The 18,815-nt window shown below is 61.0% G+C and carries 16 protein-coding genes; 7 read left to right on the top strand and 9 right to left on the bottom strand.

All coding sequences use genetic code 11. The features are described 5' to 3' along the window. The 3 genes from Q0M35_RS10775 to Q0M35_RS10765 form a co-directional block, all read left to right on the top strand. A partial coding sequence (locus Q0M35_RS10775) for an HAD-IA family hydrolase (protein ID WP_295315032.1) occupies positions 1-561 on the top strand: 561 nt, incomplete at its 5' end. Then, positions 558-1,475, top strand: coding sequence for an ornithine cyclodeaminase (locus Q0M35_RS10770; protein WP_295315030.1), 918 nt, complete (start codon positions 558-560; stop codon positions 1,473-1,475). The genes Q0M35_RS10775 and Q0M35_RS10770, both read left to right, overlap by 4 nt. After that, a complete protein-coding gene (locus Q0M35_RS10765; protein WP_295315028.1) occupies positions 1,472-2,395 on the top strand; it encodes an alpha/beta hydrolase in 924 nt (307 codons plus the stop codon). Before Q0M35_RS10770 ends, Q0M35_RS10765 begins: the two co-directional genes overlap by 4 nt. Here the strand turns inward: Q0M35_RS10765 and Q0M35_RS10760 are convergent. Continuing rightward, positions 2,392-3,633, bottom strand: coding sequence for an MFS transporter (locus tag Q0M35_RS10760; RefSeq protein WP_295315026.1), 1,242 nt, complete (start codon positions 3,631-3,633; stop codon positions 2,392-2,394). The genes Q0M35_RS10765 and Q0M35_RS10760 overlap by 4 nt on opposite strands. Positions 3,634-3,768: 135 nt before the next feature. Here Q0M35_RS10760 and zapE point away from each other — a divergent pair, with 135 nt between their 5' ends. Next, positions 3,769-4,827: a cell division protein ZapE gene (gene zapE / locus Q0M35_RS10755; RefSeq protein WP_295315024.1), complete on the top strand. Its 1,059-nt coding sequence runs from the start codon at positions 3,769-3,771 to the stop codon at positions 4,825-4,827. On the opposite strand, the gene Q0M35_RS10750 is transcribed toward zapE, so the two are convergent. From Q0M35_RS10750 to Q0M35_RS10730, 5 genes are all read right to left on the bottom strand, one after another. After that, entirely contained in the window at positions 4,824-5,393 is a 570-nt protein-coding gene (locus tag Q0M35_RS10750; protein ID WP_295315022.1) for a hypothetical protein, read from the bottom strand. The two genes, zapE and Q0M35_RS10750, sit on opposite strands and share 4 nt — an antisense overlap. Positions 5,394-5,534: 141 nt before the next feature. Further along, complete coding sequence (locus Q0M35_RS10745; RefSeq protein ID WP_295315021.1) at positions 5,535-6,809, bottom strand: folylpolyglutamate synthase/dihydrofolate synthase family protein; 1,275 nt, start codon at positions 6,807-6,809, stop codon at positions 5,535-5,537. After that, the gene (gene accD / locus Q0M35_RS10740) at positions 6,806-7,762 is read right to left on the bottom strand and encodes an acetyl-CoA carboxylase, carboxyltransferase subunit beta (protein ID WP_295315019.1); all 957 of its coding nucleotides are present in this window, start codon (positions 7,760-7,762) and stop codon (positions 6,806-6,808) included. Before accD ends, Q0M35_RS10745 begins: the two co-directional genes overlap by 4 nt. Positions 7,763-7,820: 58 nt before the next feature. Beyond that, positions 7,821-8,717, bottom strand: coding sequence for a CPBP family intramembrane glutamic endopeptidase (locus Q0M35_RS10735; protein ID WP_295315017.1), 897 nt, complete (start codon positions 8,715-8,717; stop codon positions 7,821-7,823). 6 nt (positions 8,718-8,723) lie between these two features. Then, complete coding sequence (locus tag Q0M35_RS10730) at positions 8,724-11,861, bottom strand: ABC transporter transmembrane domain-containing protein (RefSeq protein WP_295315015.1); 3,138 nt, start codon at positions 11,859-11,861, stop codon at positions 8,724-8,726. A gap of 210 nt (positions 11,862-12,071) precedes the next feature. Here Q0M35_RS10730 and ilvD point away from each other — a divergent pair, with 210 nt between their 5' ends. The 3 genes from ilvD (at position 12,072) to Q0M35_RS10715 (ending at position 15,119) form a co-directional block, all read left to right on the top strand. Beyond that, positions 12,072-13,835: a dihydroxy-acid dehydratase gene (gene ilvD / locus Q0M35_RS10725; protein ID WP_295315013.1), complete on the top strand. Its 1,764-nt coding sequence runs from the start codon at positions 12,072-12,074 to the stop codon at positions 13,833-13,835. Positions 13,836-13,963: 128 nt separating this feature from the next. Then, a complete protein-coding gene (locus tag Q0M35_RS10720) occupies positions 13,964-14,737 on the top strand; it encodes a DUF6478 family protein (protein ID WP_295315011.1) in 774 nt (257 codons plus the stop codon). Positions 14,738-14,747: 10 nt separating this feature from the next. Further along, entirely contained in the window at positions 14,748-15,119 is a 372-nt protein-coding gene (locus tag Q0M35_RS10715; protein ID WP_295315009.1) for a hypothetical protein, read from the top strand. A 230-nt stretch (positions 15,120-15,349) separates the two neighbouring features. Here Q0M35_RS10715 and Q0M35_RS10710 read toward each other — a convergent pair whose 3' ends face one another. The 3 genes from Q0M35_RS10710 to gpmI form a co-directional block, all read right to left on the bottom strand. Then, positions 15,350-16,693, bottom strand: coding sequence for a S41 family peptidase (locus Q0M35_RS10710; RefSeq protein ID WP_295315007.1), 1,344 nt, complete (start codon positions 16,691-16,693; stop codon positions 15,350-15,352). A 4-nt stretch (positions 16,694-16,697) separates the two neighbouring features. Next, a complete protein-coding gene (locus Q0M35_RS10705; RefSeq protein ID WP_295315005.1) occupies positions 16,698-17,825 on the bottom strand; it encodes a peptidoglycan DD-metalloendopeptidase family protein in 1,128 nt (375 codons plus the stop codon). After that, positions 17,822-18,815 (bottom strand): 2,3-bisphosphoglycerate-independent phosphoglycerate mutase (gene gpmI / locus Q0M35_RS10700; protein WP_295315003.1); only part of this gene is annotated, 994 nt, incomplete at its 5' end. The genes gpmI and Q0M35_RS10705, both read right to left, overlap by 4 nt.

The raw sequence follows: 18,815 nt of genomic DNA, 5'->3' as shown, positions 1-18,815 counted from the left end.
CGGTTTTACGATGCCGAAATCGGCGAAGAGCGTCGCCGCGCGATGTTTGCCGAAGTGGATCTGCACGGCATGAACGAACTGGTCGATCAGGGACACCCTTTTACCGAAACCATCTATGCCACCGCAGAGAAATATCCCGGTTGGCGCGATGAGATCCGGATGTGGCACGACCGCTGGATCGAGCTTGCGACCCCTGCCATCGACCGCTCTGTCAGGTTGATGAAGGCGCTGCAGGGCAAGGGAGTTCCGGTGTTCTCCCTGACCAATTTCGGCATCGGCAGCTATGATTACGCGGCCACACACTATCCGTTTCTGCGTGAATTCGACCGGAATTTCATCTCAGGGCACCTGCGCGTCACCAAACCGTCGGAAGGCATTTACGCCCGGTTGGAGGACACCTCAGGGCTCAGCGGTGCGGATCTGATCTTCACAGATGACCGCGATGATAATATCGCCGCTGCAGATGCACGGGGCTGGCAGACGCATCTTTTTGAGGGCCCTGATGGCTGGGCTGCACGCCTTATTTCTGCCGGACTTCTCACGGAAGCTGAAGCGCGATGACGATACACTTTATCCCCTTCGCAGAAGGCGAGGCGATGCTCGACTGGATCGGCCTGACAGATGCGCTGGCCGCCGGGCATCTGCTGCCCAAAGCCGAAATCGCCGATACTTTTCTGTACCGGGGCGCTGACACGCTGCTGAACCGCGCCGCCTGGATCGACGGGCTGGGTCTCGCGGTCAAATCCGCGACAATTTTCCCGGACAATGCGGCCAAAAACACGTCGACCATAAACGGCGGCGTGACGCTTTACTCAGATGACACGGGCGTGCTTGAAGCCATCATCGATTTTCACCTCGTCACAAAATGGAAAACCGCAGGAGACAGCCTGCTGGCTGCACGACGGCTGGCACGCACCGACAGCAGCAAAATCCTGATCGTCGGCGCCGGCACTCAGGCACGCGCCCTGCACGCCGCGTACAGTGCCGCCTTTCCCGGTGCAGAGTTCACCGTCTGGAACCGGTCGGCAGACCGCGCCGGGGAGATGGCACAGGAAATCCCGGGCTTGCGCACCACCGAAGATCTCCGGGGCGCGGTTGCCCGGGCAGACATCGTAACGGTCGCAACAATGGCCACCGATCCGGTGATCTTCGGAGACTGGTTGCGGCCGGGCCAGCATATCGACCTGATCGGTGCCTACCGCCCTGATATGCGCGAGGTCGATGACACCGCCCTGACCCGCGCTCGCGTTTTCGTCGACAGTCTCGATACAACCGTCGCCCATATTGGCGAGCTGAAAATACCCATCGCGTCCGGGGCTTTCTCAGCAGACGACATTGTCAGCGATTATTACACGCCCGACCGCTTCACCCGCACCTCCGACGATGACATCACGCTCTTCAAAAACGGCGGCGGCGCGCATCTGGATCTGATGACCAGCCGCTACATCCTGCAGCAATGGCAGAGCCGCTCATGATGTGGGTCTATCTGATTGTCGCCGCCGCTGTGGCCATTCCGCTTGTGATCGAAGTGACCCGCAAGCGAATGAACGACAGCGCGCGGGAAAATGCGCCCGGCCAGTCAGTGCGGCTCTCGCAGGGGGTGACGCATTACCAGTGGCGCGGCCCTGAAAAAGGCCCCGTTGCGGTTTGCATTCACGGGCTGACGACACCCTCTTTCGTCTGGGAGGGGGTGGCGGCGGGTCTGGTACGTCTGGGGTTCCGGGTGCTGACCTATGACCTTTACGGCCGGGGCTGGTCCGACCGGCCCTGGGGCAGCCAGAATGCAGAATTCTTCAACCGTCAGCTTAGTGATCTGCTGGAAAATCAGCAGGTTAAGGATGATATTACCCTGATCGGCTATTCGATGGGCGGTGCGATCGCCACCGCCTTTGCCGCGCGCCGTCCACTGGCGGTCCGGCAGGTTATTCTGATTGCACCCGCAGGCCTCCGCGACATTGATCTCAGCGGGTTCAAAAAACTTCTGCAGGTGCCTGTTGTAGGCACATGGCTGATGCTGCTCTTTTACCCCGGACAGCTGCGCAAGGGCATCAAAGCCGAAAGCGGGCTGGCCAGCAGTGTAGAGAATATTTCCGGCCGGCAGGAGGCTGAACTGGACCGGAAGGGATTTGTACCCGCCGTGGCATCAAGCCTGCGCGGCATTATCAGTGAGGATCTGGAGGCAGCACACGCCACCCTGCAACAGGATGGCGTGCCCGTGCTGGCGATCTGGGGCGGGCAGGACGAGGTCATCCCGCTCAAGTCATCTGAACGCCTCGGCGACTGGAACCCGACAGCGCAAAGCGTGGTGGTGTCAGAAGGCGGGCACGGCATCCCCTATACGCACACCTCAGAAGTTCTTGATCACATAGCCCGGTTCACCAGCCGCAACGGCTAGGCTGTGCGCAGCCCTTCAAGACGGCGCTCGCGGATCGGCAGGTGGATGATTGCGCTGAAGGCGCCGACCGCCACCCCGATCCACCACACCAGCGTGTAATCGCCATAGATGTCATACATCCGCCCGCCCAGCCAGACGCCGAGGAAACTGCCCAGCTGGTGGCTGAGAAAGACAATACCATAAAGCGTGCCCATGTAGCGCAGCCCGTAGATATGCGCGACCAGCCCCGAAGTCAGCGGGATCGTGGCAAGCCAGAGCGCCCCCATTGCGACCGAAAAGAGGATCACCGATTCAGGTGTGATCGGGAACATAATAAACAGCGCGGACACAATGGTCCGGCCGGTGTAGATGCCCGCGAGAAGGTATTTCTTGGAATAGCGTTTGCCCAGCCAGCCCGCTGTCAGGGTACCGGCGATATTAGCGATCCCGATCAGCGAAATGGCCACCGCACCAAGCGCCGAGGTTGTGCTGATCCCCATATTATCCAGTGTGCCGCCCGGCGTGATCGGCCCGCAAAGCTCGGTCACAAAGGCCGGGAAGTGCGCGGTAATGAAGGCAATCTGGTACCCGCAGGAGAAAAAACCCAGATAAATGAAGGTATAGGACGGGTCTTTGAACGCTTTGACGAGGATCTGCCCCAGGCTCTCATCCAGCTCGGATTTTGTTGCCATCACCGGCGCGCGCATCAGCGGCAGCGCCAGCATTGCAAGCAGAATGGCCGCAGCAAAGACCATAAAAACGCTTTGCCACGGCATCACACCCAGCAGCCATTCCGCGACCGGGGGGCCAAAGATCTGCCCACCGCTGCCCGCTGCCGAAACAATCGCCAGCGACATCGACCGGTTTTCATCCGACGACGCGCGGCCCACGACTGCGAGGATCACTCCGAACCCGGTGCCGGCAATGCCGAAACCAACCAGCCAGGCATAGATCTGATGTTCCAGCGGTGTCACCGAATTGGCCGAGAGCACAAGACCCAGCGCATAGACCACGGCACCCAGCAAAATGGCTTTGCGATCGCCGATCTTCTCCGCCAGCGCGCCGAAAAGCGGCTGACCCACACCCCAGGCGAGGTTCTGAATGGCAATCGCCATGGAAAACTCCGCACGCAGCCAGCCGAATTCCTCGGCAATCGGAATCTGAAAGAGACCAAAGGCCGAGCGTATCGCAAAGCTGACCATGATGATTACCAACCCCACGATCAGAACGGGGGTGAAAAGCGGTGCGCGTTCCTGCATGGAAGTCTCCGGTTGGGTGGTCACACGGTACCCGCTCTGACGCGCCCGTCAAATCAGCAGTTTTTGGCGTCACATAACATTTATTGATGCCAGCCGGCTCTTCCCTCACCGGGGCGCGCGCGCTATGCCGGATCAGTGGAAACCCTGACCGATATCTACAAGCGTCTTGTCGACGAGGGCGCGCTGCAGTCCGACCCGGCGCAGACTGCCGTGCTGCCGGAGTTTGAACGCATCCGCAAAGCGCTGGACGCGCCCGTGAAAAAGGGGCTGTTCCGCAAAGCACCGGAGCCGCCAAAGGGGCTCTATCTCTGGGGCGGGGTGGGGCGCGGCAAATCCATGCTGATGGACTTCTTTGTCTCACATCTCGGCGACATAGCGGCGCGTCGGGTGCATTTTCACGCCTTCATGCAGGAAATCCACAACGCCATGCATGAGGTGCGCAAAACCGGTGTTGAGGATGCGATCGCACCTGTGGCTGCGGACGTCGCGGCCTCGGTGCGACTGCTCGCTTTTGACGAGATGCAGATCACCGATATCACCGACGCGATGATCGTGGGCCGACTGTTTGAGGCGCTGTTTGCCGACGGTGTGGTCGTTGTAACGACGTCAAACCGGGTGCCCGATGATCTTTATAAAAACGGTCTGAACCGGGATCTCTTCAAGCCGTTCATTGCGCTGATCAAAGAACGGATGGTGGTGCATGAACTGACCAGCCCCACCGATTACCGCCAGGACCGTCTGGGCGGGCAGCAGGTCTATTTCACGCCGGTAAACGCAGAGTCGCGCGCAGCCATGGATGCGGTCTGGGATGATCTGACCGGCGGACCGGGGGAGCCGCTCATTCTCCGCGTCAAAGGGCGCGATGTGGAAATCCCTGCCTTTCGCAATGGCGTGGCCCGTGCGGGCTTTCACGAGCTGTGTGGCCGGTCTCTGGGTCCCGGCGACTATCTCGCGCTGGCCGATGCCGTCCGGGTGCTGATGATCGACAACATCCCGACACTCTCGCGCAGCAATTTCAACGAAGCCAAACGGTTTGTGACGATGATCGATGCGCTCTATGAGGCGCGCGTCCGGCTGATCTGTTCAGCGGCGGCCGCCCCCGAGATGCTATACCTTGAGGGCGAAGGCACCTTCGAGTTCGAGCGTACTGCATCGCGGCTGCGCGAGATGCAGTCAGACGGCTGGGGCGTTTAACCCCCGAAGATTTCCAGATAGGCCGCAAGCAGAATTGCGGTATCCACGCCGCCGGTGTGTGTTCTGAGCGGCGCCGGGATGGTAAATTCTCCACGCGCCGCCGCGGCATTCAGCGCAGCGTCGATATAAGCGTCACTCTGACCCTGCGCCAGCGTACGGAGCAGTAACTGCTGCAGACGGTCATCAGGTACAGCGACGTGGCCAAACCCGGCCAGCACCTGACGGGTCTGCGCGCGCAGATCCTGGCCGCTGGCGTTCCGGTCGGTGAGGCGCACAGGCCGGCGGATCAGATGGCTCACCGGCTCAGACGACGGATCGCGCAGCGCAGCAGGTCGCGCGAGGGTCATCTCAGGAGGCGATTGCCGGGCCACAGTATCCGTCTGCCCGACCGGCACACCCGCAAGATCAGAACCGTCGGTCTGCAACATCATAGCGCCGCCCAGGATCAGCGTCACACAAAGCATCACCGCAGCACCGGCAACCGGCCAGCGGGATACCTCGCGCGGACGCGCAGGCATGCGTGACAGATCAAGACCGGCAGAACCGGTCCCGGTATCCGGGTCCATATCCAAAAGCCCCCCACAGGCACTATTTCACGCATAAGGTGAAATTCCTTATACACAAGCGGGCAAGATATAGGGGAGAGGTGGATTCCCGGTCAACATGATGCTTCAGAAACCAGATCTGGTGGTGTATTTTTGACTCACTCAGCCGTAGTCGCGCTGGATATGCCCGGCAAGATAGAGTGAGCCGCAGATCAGGATACGCGCCTCCGGGGATCGGGCGACGATGGCTTTCAGCGCACCGGCCACGCTGTCTGCGGTGGCTGCCTCCATACCGGCCGCAGCGGCTGCGCCGGCGGTTTCCGCCGCCGGCAGCGTATTGGCTTCCCCCGGAATGGAAACCGCGTAAAGCCCGGCGACATGCGGGGCCATCGGGCGCAGAAAACCGCCCGTATCTTTGGTATTGAGCATCCCGCAGATAAGCCACGTTGGCCGTTCCGTCAGACTGCTCAGATGAAGCGCCAGGGCCTCCCCAGCGGCAGGGTTGTGCCCGCCGTCCAGCCAAAGTTCTGCTCCTGCGGCCAGATCGGCAAGCGCGCCCTCGCGCAGACGCTGCATCCGTGCAGGCCAGTACGCCCTGGTCACGGCCGCCTCGCAGGCAGCAGGATCAGCCCCGAGGTGGCGCAGAGCGGCAAGTGCAGTGCCGGCGTTCATAATCTGATGTGCACCGGGCAGGGCCGGCAGGGGCAGATCCAGCAGACCCGTTTCATCCTGATAGGTCATCCGGTCGCGTTCCGGCCCCGCATGCCAGTGCTGGCCAAAGGCCAGCAGCGGTGCAGCATTCCGCGCGGCGACCTCTTCGATCACATCCAGGCCTTCTTCGGCCTGCTGCGCCACGACACAAGCAACACCACGCTTGATGATACCTGCCTTTTCAAACGCGATCTTTGCAATGGTGTCGCCAAGATACTGCTGATGATCGATTGAGACCGGCGTTATGATCGTCAGCGCGGGCCGGGCGACCACGTTCGTCGCGTCCAGCCGACCGCCGAGGCCCACTTCGAGCAATGTATAATCTGCGGGGCTGCGTGAGAATGCGAGAAGCGCGGCCACTGTGGTAATCTCAAAATAGGTGATATCGGCACCGCCATTGGCCGCATAACACTCATCCAGAACAGCCGTCAGCGCCTCTTCGGTGATCAGATCGCCGCCCACCCGGATGCGTTCGTGAAACCGCGCAAGATGCGGGCTGGTATAGGCGTGAACGCTTTGGCCGGCAGCCTCTAGCCCGGCGCGGATCATCGCCTGGGTCGAGCCTTTGCCATTGGTACCGGCAATATGAATGACCGGCGGGAGTTTTTCCTGCGGGTTACCCAGCGCATCCAGCAGACGCCAGACCCGATCAAGCGTCAGGTCGATGATCTTAGGATGAAGCGCCATCATCCGCTGCAGGATGACGTCTGATGAGGCCGCTTTCATGGCTTTTTGCTGTCTGCCTTCGCAGCCACCGGCGCCGCCTCACTAAGCGCATTGGGAAGTTCAGCGCCTGCCTCAGGCGGCGGCAGGTCACCGCGTACCGCCGGCGGCAACCCCATCAGCATCCGGGTAATCGTGATCAGCTCTTCGCGCATCTGCACTCGGCTTGTCACCCGGTCGAGCATGCCGTGATCGAGCAGGTATTCTGCCCGCTGAAACCCTTCGGGCAGTTTTTCGCGGATGGTCTGTTCAATAACCCGCGGCCCGGCAAAACATATGAGCGCATTGGGCTCGGCGATATGCACATCCCCCAGCATCGCGTAGCTCGCGGTGACACCGCCCGTGGTCGGATGCGTGAGAACGACGATATAAGGAAGGCCCGCCTCTTTGAGCATCTGCACGGCCACAGTGGTGCGCGGCATCTGCATCAGCGAGAGAATACCCTCCTGCATGCGCGCGCCCCCGGCGGCGGAAAAGAGAATAAGCGGGCGTTTGAGTTTCACCGCCTCTTCGGCAGCGGCAATGATGGCATCACCCACATACATGCCCATCGAGCCTGCCATGAAAGAAAAGTCCTGTGCCGCCGCAATCACCGGCGTGCGCCCGATGTCGCCGCGCGCGACCAGCATGGCCTCGGCCTCGTTTGTCTGTTTCTGCGCAGCCCGCAGCCGGTCGGGATACCGTTTCTGATCGCGGAAATGCAACGGGTCAGGCGTCGGGGCCTTGACCTTCACTTCGGTAAAGGAGCCCCCGTCAAACAGCGCGGTAAACCGGTCGCGCGGCGAAATATACATATGGTGTTCGCAGTTGGTGCAGACGTTCAGATTGTCGGCAACCTCGCGGTGAAAAAGCATTGTCCCGCATTCAGGGCATTTGGTCCACAGGTTGTCCGGCGTTTCGCGGCGCGAAAAGATCGAATTGATCCGGGGTCGGACGTAATTAGTGATCCAGTTCATTCTGCCACCCTGATTGCAGTTGCCTGCCTGAGATAATACGGCCCGGTCGAAAGTGCAATCAGCGCCGCAGCGCCAGCCGCGCGGCCAGCCAGCTGACAATCATCATCGCAAAATCCACCGGCAACCATGACCGTACGGCATCCGCATCGGCCATCGAAAAGGGCGCCAGATAGAGCGACAGACCTGACAGGCTGTCGGGCAGAGAAACCACGACAATCGCTACGACATTGTTGGCCAGATGCACGGCGATGGCCGGCCCCAGCGTGCCCGAGCGCGCGGTCAGATCAGCCATCAGTACCCCGAATGCCACCGCCCAGAGCGCGATCAGCGTCGCATTCTCGCCGGTGTCCTGCGGCATGTAATGCCCCAGACCAAAGAGCCCCGCCGGCACCAGCATCCAGATCAGCGGAGAGCGGAACCGGGCGGCCAGTTGTTGCTGGATATAGCCGCGGAAAAGGATCTCTTCAGCGCTGACCTGCACGAAAACGGCGATGATCGCAAAGGGCAGAAACATCACCCAGGTGCCGGCTGCAAGGTTCCGCTCTATCGGCATACCCATGCCCCAGGGCGGCAGCAGAAACACAACCACATTGAGCAGCACGAGCATCTGAATAACCAGCACGAACTGTCGTACGGCCAGCCCGACATCACCGTAAACCGAGGTGATGCCGCGCTTGTGCGCGACCTTAACGGCAATCGCGACACCCAGCGTAAGAAAACCGAAGCTCATCAGCAGAACAATCATCGCAACAGGTGTGCTGCCGGTACTGAGACTGCTGAAAAAAGCAAAGGCATCCTGTCCCAGCAGCGTCAGGATGGTGCGAAACATCAGCTGATTGCAGATGAGATAGACGCCCGCCACGAGGATCAGCCCGACGATAAGGCGCCAGACCTGCGCTGTGGTACGGGCGGGATCGGTCAGATCACGATAGGCGCGATAGTCAGGAAACTGCATCAGGGGTTACTCACCGATTTCCCGGGTGCGGTCAGGCTCGGCCAGCGGGCTCTGCACCGGCGGCCCGTCGGAGGACCCCCCCGACTGTTCGTGAATTGATACGCGGGCTTCGCGCAACAGCTCCGCCGCACCTGTCAAATGGCTGGAGACCGTTTTCAGCAGGCTCATCAACACCGTGGGGTCGGTCTCGATTACCGATCTGAACTGTTCTGCACCGATGCGCAGAAACTCGGTGTCTTCCAGGGCCATCAGGTCAAGCTGCCGCGGCTCATCGAGGATAATCGCCAGATCACCGATCAGCCGGCCCGGCTCTACCGCGGTCACATCGCGGGAGACATCATCGTCGTCGCGGTAGCTCATCATCGCGCGTCCCGAAAGACACAGGTATGCCGCATCGGCGCGCTCCCCCATGGAGAAAATGCGCTTGCCGGCCGGCGCCGAGTACCATTGCGCCGAAAAGGCCAGAAGACGCTGGCTGCGCCCGTCGAGCCCGGCAAAAAGCGGCGTGCGCGAGATCACCCGGATTTTCCGGCGCAGATCATCCGAGCCGCTGTCTCTGTCCGAGGGCAGTTCGGCTTCGGTCGCACCGTCAATCCGCCCGTTGCTGATCTCGACATAGAGGTCATAGGCTTCGGGGTTGGCGAATTTGTCTTCCAGAAACACCATCGTCGTGCCCGGCAACAGCTCTTCAAGACGGCGACGGGCGCTGGCGCGCGACTCCGCATCGTGACTGGCCAGTGCAGTATCCAGGATCAGAATATCGGGCCGCTTGATCGCCGCGCGGCTGAACGCGGCACGTTCCTGAAAAACCCCCGCGAGATTAGTGCCGCCAAGGCCTGTTCGGATGTCGAGAATGGTCTCCGCGACCAGCCGTCTGAGGTCGTACTTTGCCAGCACCTCGGCCACCGTGTCTTCGACCATCTCGCCCTGCACCCCCGCCATACCGGCGATTTTGCCGTATATGACATTCTCCATCAGGGTCAGACGCGGCAGGTAATTACCGGGTTCTACCGGTACGAAAAGCTCTTTGGCGCGGGTGCGCATTTCCTCACCCTTTGCCCTGCGGATCTGCAGGATTTCTTCTTTGAAGCTGTCGGGAAAGGCCGGGCCGATCTGTTCGGCGCTGAAAGCAAAAGGCACTGTCAGCAGCAGGGCAAACTCTTCTTCGGTCAACGCCTGATCGCCCTTTTCCGACCGTCGTGCCGCGATATCGACAAGCTGTTCGTAAAGCTCCTCCTCGATCCCCAGCGCGGTAAAAAGCGGATGGCTTGTGCCGTCCATACCAAAGGTCTGGTGCAGAGTCTCGATCAGGGTCTGCGAGATTGCGATGCCCTGCTCGGCCACGCCAAGCTCGATCACCATCGACAGGAAATCGTTTTCCCGGGCAAGGCCCTCCTGGCTGATCGTACGCCGGGGCGAGGCAAACATCAGGTTGCCGCCCAGCGGGATCGAAGGGTTGAACGTGTCGGGATCAAACCGGTTCACCGCACCGCTCAGCCCTTTCTTCTCAAGCGCTTCGCGCACCTCGTCGCGCAGACTGACAAGGCGGGCCGCAAGCTCGGGATGATCGTCCGGATTCATGTGCGACATCAGCATGCGCCGGAACATAAAGTCATCAATGCCCATCGCCTCGACCAGCCGGAACCACCAGCCGCGCACTTCTTCGGCGGTCGTCAGCCCGGCAAGCCCGGGGTCCAGCCAGTCCGCGCGAATGCTGTCGGTTGTGTTGCCCGACCGCTGCGCCTCAATCGAACTGCGGTCCTTTTTGTCAGGATCCCACAGCACAGTCTTGGGGCTCGATTTCAGCGGCATCAGGAGATTGTCACCCAGCGTGCCGTCAAAGAGGTAAGGCCGCGAGTGCGCATAGCCTATACGGGCTGCAATCACCGACTGGTGCAGCTCCGACAGATCATGCCCGCTGATGGTGATGCTGCCCCGGGCGGGAATGACCTCTCGGGTCAGCATTTCGGCAAAAGCGGTGCGTTCCGTCTGGTTGCCGGACCTGATCGCCACGCGCGCACCGGCCGGAATGTCGAGGCTGATATCTTCGAGTACCGCATTTCCGTCAGCGTTGCGCACAGTGACATTGCTGATCGAAATGGCGCCGTCCAGATGCGGGACTTCCTCGGGCTCACCCTCAAAAAGCTTCTCGTCAATCATCGACGCCGGCGCAAAGCGTTCGATCACAATCTCCCAGCGCAGGGACATATCCTGCACCTGATTGTAATAGGTCAGCAGTTCTTTCCACGGACCTGAGAGGTCTTTGTACGCCGCAAGTGCCGCCACAAGCGCACCCACCGTAATCTCGCCCCGGATCGCGAGAATGCCGCCCACCGAATAGAAAAAGAACGGTGTCAGCTGGGTAATGAAGTTGTTGAGAAACTTCATGAAGAATTTCTTCTGATAGATCGCAAAGCGGATTTCAAAAAGCCGGCCCAGCCGGTCGGCAAACCCCGCCAGCCGGTAACGCCAGCCACCATTGGTTCGCAGATCGGTAATGCCTGCGGCGGTCTCACCGATTTCTCCGGCAAAGTGGCGGACCTCAACGATGCGCTTTTTGTTCAGTTGGTTGATCTGTCGCTGAAGCCGCGGAATGATCCAGGCCTGCAGTGGAATGAGTGCGACACCGGCCAGCCCGAACCACACGCTCTGGGCAAAGAGAAAGATCACGATGATCAGCATCTGCCCGGCCTGAAAAACCGGTTGAGCGACCGCATCCCCCATCAGCCCGCCCATGGGCTCGGCCTCAGAGGTGACCATCGAGACCAGCTCGCCCTGGCTGGTGGACCGGAAATAGGCGCGCGGAAAGCGCATCATCCGGCCGATGAGTTTATAGCGGAACCGGCGCAGCAACCGCTCGGCCAGCACGCCCTTCATGGTGTTCAGACGCATCTTCAGCAGGCCATGCACGAGCACCGCCAGCAGATATAGCCCGCAGAGCGCCATCAGGAACTCTGTCTGGCTCAGGCGCAGGTTCATCACATCGACAAAGGACTGATCCGACCCGATGGCATCGTTGATGATCCGCTTGGGCAGCTCCAGCGTCGCGTAAAGAAACGGAAAGGTGAAGATCGTAAAGAACAGTAAAAAGAGCTGCTCACGTCTGGAATACTTCCAGATGAACGAAAAAAGAGTTGATTCCATAGACCGGCTTTCGGGTTGGCCCGGGGTCCGGGCCGCCGGGGTCACGTCTGGTCACGACCCGCTTGTGGCTGAACGCAACTTAGGCGCGCGAATTTGCCAATACAAGCGTGCAAACGCGCTCTGCCTGTTCGGCGATGCACGCTGGAGCCTTGCAGGCATGGTGGCAGATGGCTATTCCGGTCACGACGCATTTTCCCAAAGAGGTCACTCATGTCCGCTCAACGCTTTGACAAATCGAGGCTCCCCAGCCGCCACGTCACCGAAGGCCCGGCGCGCGCGCCGCACCGGTCGTATTATTACGCCATGGGTATGACGGATGAGGAAATTCACCAGCCCCTGGTGGGCGTGGCGACCTGCTGGAACGAAGCGGCCCCCTGTAACATCGCGCTGAACCGCCAGGCCCAGGCCGTGAAGATGGGCGTCAAACGCGAAGACGGCACCCCGCGCGAGTTTACCACAATCACCGTCACCGACGGCATCGCAATGGGCCACGAGGGCATGCGCTCCTCGCTGGCGTCCCGCGAGGCAATCGCTGATACTGTTGAGCTTACGATGCGCGGGCATTGCTATGACGCGATTGTGGGTCTTGCCGGCTGTGACAAATCCCTGCCGGGCATGATGATGGCGATGATCCGCCTCAATGTGCCGTCGGTTTTCCTCTATGGCGGTTCGATCCTGCCGGGCCGTGCGCCCACCGGCTCCAAGGTGCCCGAAGATTTTGCCAACCGCGACCTTACGGTGCAGGACATGTTCGAAGCCGTGGGCCGTCAGCAGAGCGGCACCCTGACCGAGGCTGAGCTTGAAATTCTCGAACGCGTGGCCTGCCCCTCTGCCGGTGCCTGTGGTGGCCAGTTCACTGCCAACACCATGGCCTGCGTCTCCGAAGCCATAGGTCTGGCGCTGCCCAACTCCGCCGGGGCACCCGCGCCTTACGAAAGCCGCGACGCCTATGCCGAAGCCTCGGGTGCTGCGGTCATGAACCTGATCGAAAAGAACATCCGTGCGCGTGACATCTGCACCCGCGAAGCTTTCGAGAATGCCGCCCGCATCGTTGCCTGCACCGGAGGCTCGACCAATGCCGGCCTGCACCTGCCGGCGATGGCACATGAGGCGGGCATCGACTTCTTCCTCGACGATGTCTGCGAGATTTTTCGGGATACGCCTTATTTTGTCGATCTCAAACCGGGCGGCGCTTATGTGGCCAAGGATCTCTACGAGGCCGGCGGCGTGCCGGTCGTGATGAAAGAACTCCGCAAGGCGGGCCTCATTCACGAGGACTGCATGACCGCAACAGGCTATTCCATCGGTGAGGAAATCGACAAGGTCAGCCTCGAAGCGGATGGCCGCGTAATCTATCCGGTGGAAACGCCATTGTCGAAAACGGGTGGTGTCGTCGGGTTGAAAGGTAACCTCGCACCCGAAGGCGCTATCGTAAAAATCGCTGGTATGGAGCCGCAGCATCTGCTGTTCACCGGACCTGCGCGCGTCTTTGAATGCGAACAGGACGCCTTTGAAGCGGTGCAGAACCGCACCTACGAGGAAGGCGACGTCTTCGTGATCCGCAACGAGGGGCCGGCGGGTGGTCCCGGAATGCGCGAGATGCTGGCGACCACGGCGGCACTCTCCGGTCAGGGCATGGGCAAAAAGGTTGCACTCATCACCGATGGTCGTTTCTCCGGCGCGACCCGTGGCTTTTGCGTGGGTCACGTCGGCCCTGAAGCGGCCCATGGCGGCCCGATCGCACTGCTGCAAGACGGCGACATGATCACCCTCAACGCGCTTGAAGGCACGATCAGCGTGGACCTTACCGATGACGAAATGGCCACCCGCAAAGAAGCATGGAAAGGCCCGCGCGAGACGATCTATGGCGCCGGTGCACTGTGGAAATACGCGCAGCTTGTGGGTCCGACCTACCTTGGTGCCGTCACTCATCCGGGTGGCAAAAAAGAAGGCCATTCCTACATGGAGCTTTGACCGGACCGGTCCCGCGCGCGGCCGTGCGGGACCGCCACGCTCAAAAAGGCTTGCGATCAACAGGTGTTTTGCGGTTTATCTGGACGTAACCCTTTCGTCAGATAAAGGGCGCAAACCAACCGGGCACCATGAGCAAAAGCGGCGACACATTCTGGGATACGGCCATCCATCGGCGGGCTTTGCAACGCTGGGCGATTTGTGCGCGCGAGGCCACCACCGCGAAAATCAGCGTTCTGAAACGCCAGGCGACGCGGGCGCGATTGCTGCGTGATCATCTTGACCGTCTGATCCGTACCGCCGACGAGCGTCTGGCTCTGCCTGTCATCGGCTCGACCGGTTTTCCCAGACCGCACAACGCAGACTGGGCCTGGCGGCCGGAGCTCTGGCGCACCGCTTTGCCCGTCAAAGGCATCTCATCGGTGAAGAGCAAATCGATGCTGGGTGACGAGATCACCCTCTTTCACGACTGCGCGCGGTCCGAAATCACACTTCGCCAGCTCCGCAATATCCGCGAGGAAGACCTTGCACCCTACGGGTTGCGCATCGACGTGTTCCGGTTCGACGGCTCGTTTATGTCCCTCGTTGCCACCCTGCCCAAAGGATGCGTTGAAAACCTTAAACGCAGCCATATTCTGCGCGTTGTCGCGATAGCCGAGATGGAAAAACCCATCGAAATCTTTGTCCGGCTGAACATCCGTCACGGTCCCAATACCGAGCAGATCGTGCGCGAAATGCCACGGGGGGAGAAAGAGGCCAGCGTCGAATTTGACCTTGCCTATACCAACCTCAACGAAAAGCGCATCGACAAGGCCTGGATCGATTTCATTTTCGAAGGTCCTGAAATGAACATGGTGACGCTGCGGGATCTGACTATGTCGCGCCGCCCGCGCGCACAGATCTGAGGATGTCCCAATGATGCAGCCCGTACTGACCAAAACCACGATGCAGGGCGGGATCTGGAAAGGTGTCATATCAGGCGCGGATGAGACCCCTGACATCATGGCAACGCATGAGGACACGCCGGTATCCGGTGTCCGTATCATCCCTGCGGACGAGAGCGGCGAGTGGCTGCTTGAGGTGCCGGTACCGATGGCCGCCGTTGCGGACGGGCTGCAGACGATCCTGATCCGGGATCAGGAAACAGACACTGTACTGGGCAGCTTTACCCTGATGGCCGGCGAGGTTCTTGGCCAGGATCTGCGCGCTGAAGTTGACCTGCTGCGCGCGGAACTGGACATGCTGAAACGGGCGTTCCGACGGCATTGTCTTGAAACATCGTCCTGACTGAAACTATCGCGGATCGTTACGTGAAGGGACACCTCCGCTCCGGTCACAGGTACCGGGAGCACAGTTGCCGGTGCGCAGGTCGAGGAGCTCATTCGATCAACGGCCGGGCCTGGTCACCGGCCCGCATCAAGCCACCGCGCAACAACAGTCAGTCCGATCAGGCCCGCACTTTAAAAAGGCCCCGCGGATAATTCCGGGGGCCTTTTTGTCATTCGTTTAACGAAGTCTCAGTCCTGACCACCGATCGCGGACAGACCCTTGAGGATGTCGATGGCATAGGCCAGCTGATAGTCTTCCTCACGAAGGGCCGCGGCGGCTTCCGCCTTGGCGCGGTCGGCCTGTATCTGTTCGATCTCGTCATCTGTCAGGCTGTCGTTATTCAGGCTGCCACGCAGATCCGCCTCGGAACGGGACGGACGGCGTGTTGTCTCTTCCTCTTCCTCCGCTGCGGCATCCACCGGGCTGCGGGGCTGTTCCACAACGATGTCAGGGGACACACCCAGCGCCTGGATCGACCGGCCCGACGGGGTGTAATATCGCGCGGTGGTCAGGCGCATCGCACCGTCGCTTCTGAGCGGCATCACCGTCTGAACCGAGCCTTTGCCAAAGCTCTTGGTGCCCACCACAATCGCGCGGCGGTGATCCTGCAGCGCGCCGGCGACAATCTCCGAGGCTGAAGCAGAGCCGCCATTGATCAGCACGACGATGGGCTTGCCATCGGCAAGATCGCCTTCGGTCGCGTTGAAGCGCTCACCGTCCTGGATCTCGCGGCCACGGGTGGAGACAATCTCACCCTCGTTCAGGAACGCATCCGAAACCCGGATCGCCTGGGTCAGCAAACCACCGGGATTGTTGCGCAGATCGATCACAATGCCGTTGATCGCGTCCATACCACCGGCCTCTTCGACCCGCTCTTTGAACCCGGCCTCAAGGTTGGCATAGGTCTGATCGTTAAAGGTCGTGACCCGCAGCACAACTGTATCGCCTTCGGTACGGGTACGCACCGCGGTAAGTTTGATCGTGTCGCGGATGATCGCCACGTCAAAGGGCTCGGGCTCACCCTCGCGCACGATGGTGATCAGGATCTCAGAGCCCACGGGGCCGCGCATCATGGTGACCGCCTCATCAAGGCTCAGACCCAGAACGGACTCGCCGTCGACGTGGGTGATGAAGTCTCCGGCTTCGACACCGGCCTCGTCCGCGGGCGTGCCGTCGATGGGCGAGACCACTTTGACGAAGCCCTCTTCCTGCGTGACCTCGATACCCAGTCCGCCGAATTCGCCTCGCGTCTGCACGCGCATCTGGGCCGCATCATCCGGGCTGAGATAGCTTGAGTGCGGATCCAGCGAGGTCAGCATGCCGTCGATTGCGGCCTCGATCAGCTCTCCTGCGTCGACTTCCTCAACGTATTGAGCACGGATCCGCTCGAAAATATCGCCGAAAAGATCAAGCTGCTCGTACACATTGCCGGATTTGGCTGCATCCTGCGCCAGAAGCGGCCCTGCGATCTGGGTGGTCGCGAGCACCCCGGCCAGCGTACCGCCCAGTGCTGCCATGGCAAATTTTTTCATCCTGTTATCCATCCTTGTCCGTTCGGAACCAGAGGCCCGGGTCCTCGGGCGTGTTGTTCTGTCTTACTTCTATATAGAGCGTTTCGGAACGCCCGGCACCAGTGACATCACCATCTGTTGACTGCGCCTCACCGGTCTGAGCCTCTGCGCCTCCCATAAGCCCCAGCGGCGTGCCTGCGTCAATGACCTCGCCAGCATTCCCGTAAATTGTGCCGAGCCCCGCGAGGATAAACAGAACATCCGACTGTGGCTCAATGATGACAACCTGCCCCAGATTCAGCAGCGCGCCAGTGTAGCGTATGGTCGCAGCAACCGGGCTGGTGACAATCGCGCGTTCCTGGGTGGTGACGATGATGCCGGGGCGGGTCACACCGGCGGCATCGGGCTCGCCCGCGCGGCGCAACACAGACCCGTTGACCGGCAGCGGCAACGCACCTTTCTGACCCTGCAGATCCGCAGGTGCCGGGGCAATGACATCTACCGCGATCCGCTCAAGCCCCCCTGCAAAACTGTCGAGCGTCTCTGCAGAGGCGATCAGGATCGCTTCACGCACCGGATCATTGGTGAACCGGGCCGGCAGCACACCACGATCAGCAATCGCCTGGTTCAGCGCTGTGCGCGCTGCCTGGATCTCGGTCAGGCCGGCCTGAAGGCTTGCAGTTGCATCGCGCTGCATGTCACGCAGCATCTGCAACTCTTCGAGATCGCGGCGCAGCCCTTCTGCCTGTGCTGAAAGTGCCGGAGCGGTATCTGCCAGCAGCATACCGGCCCTCGCGCTGCCGGTCGGGCCCTGCGGATGCAGGAAAATAACCGGCGAAGGCTCAGATGCCATCTGCTGCAGGACCGACAAAAGCGCCGTGATCTCTTCATCACGGGCCTGCAATCCGGCCGCCAGTTCCGCCTCGCGGACCGCGGCAGTGCGCTGGCCACTGCGCAACGCGCTCAGGCCTTCTTCGAATGCCCCGATGATCTGTGTAAGCGCGCGCACACGGTCGCGCGCAGAAACGGCATTCTCAAGCTCCGCCGAGGCGGCCTCAATCTGCGCCATTGCATCGCGTGCGTCAGCCGCCGGATCCTCCGCCGCAAAGACCACCGCCGGCAGGAACATCGCCAGAAAGCAGATAAACCTCATGAAATCAGGCACCTGCCCGTCATCTCCGCAGGCGGTTCAATGCCCATCAGATGCAGGATCGTCGGCGCCAGATCGGCCAGCCGGCCGTCAGTGATCTTTGTGCCTTCCGGCGCGCCGATGACGGCCACCGGCACCGGGTTCAGCGTATGCGCCGTATGCGGCCCGCCGGTCTCGGGGTCAATCATCACGTCGCAGTTGCCATGATCGGCACAGACCACCATTGCCCCGCCCGCCGCCTCCAGCGCTTCCAGCACCCGGCCCAGTCCCTGGTCCACGGCCTCACAGGCTTTGATCGCGGCCTGCAAATCACCGGTATGACCGACCATGTCGGGGTTGGCGTAGTTCACCACAATAAGGTCGTACCCTTCGCGGATTGCATCGACAAAAGCATCCGTGACCTCGGCCGCCGACATCTCGGGCTGCAGGTCATAGGTCGCAACATCGGGTGATTTCGGCATCTTTCGGTCTTCGCCGGCGAAAGACACCTCTTCACCACCGTTCAGAAAGAAGGTCACATGCGGATATTTCTCGGTCTCCGCCAGACGGAACTGTCGCAGCCCTTTCTGCGCCACCCAGTCGCCCAGCGTATTGGCGATCTCGGGCTTGGGATACATCACCGTCATGTAGTCCGAGTGCGCCTGGGAATACTGCGCCATACCCATCAGCGCGGACCAGTTGACCCTTGCGCCGCGGTCAAACCCGTCGAATTCCGGCGCCCCGACGGCTGCCATAATCTCGCGCGCCCGGTCCGCCCGGAAATTCAGGCAGAAAACCGCATCGCCGTCCCGCGCCCCGGCATAATCGCCGATGACCGTCGGCGCGATAAACTCATCGGTCTCCCCGCGCGCGTAGGCGGCCTCAACGGCACAGGCCGCATCCTGCGCCTGCTCACCCTTGCCCCGGATGATGGCGCGATATGCTTTTTCCACCCGGTCCCAGCGATTGTCTCGGTCCATGGCAAAATAGCGCCCGGTCACAGTGACTATCCGC

The sequence above is a fragment of the Roseobacter sp. genome (assembly GCF_024639605.1).
In the GTDB taxonomy this organism is placed as follows: domain Bacteria; phylum Pseudomonadota; class Alphaproteobacteria; order Rhodobacterales; family Rhodobacteraceae; genus Roseobacter.
This window is presented reverse-complemented; position numbering and strand designations above follow the sequence as displayed.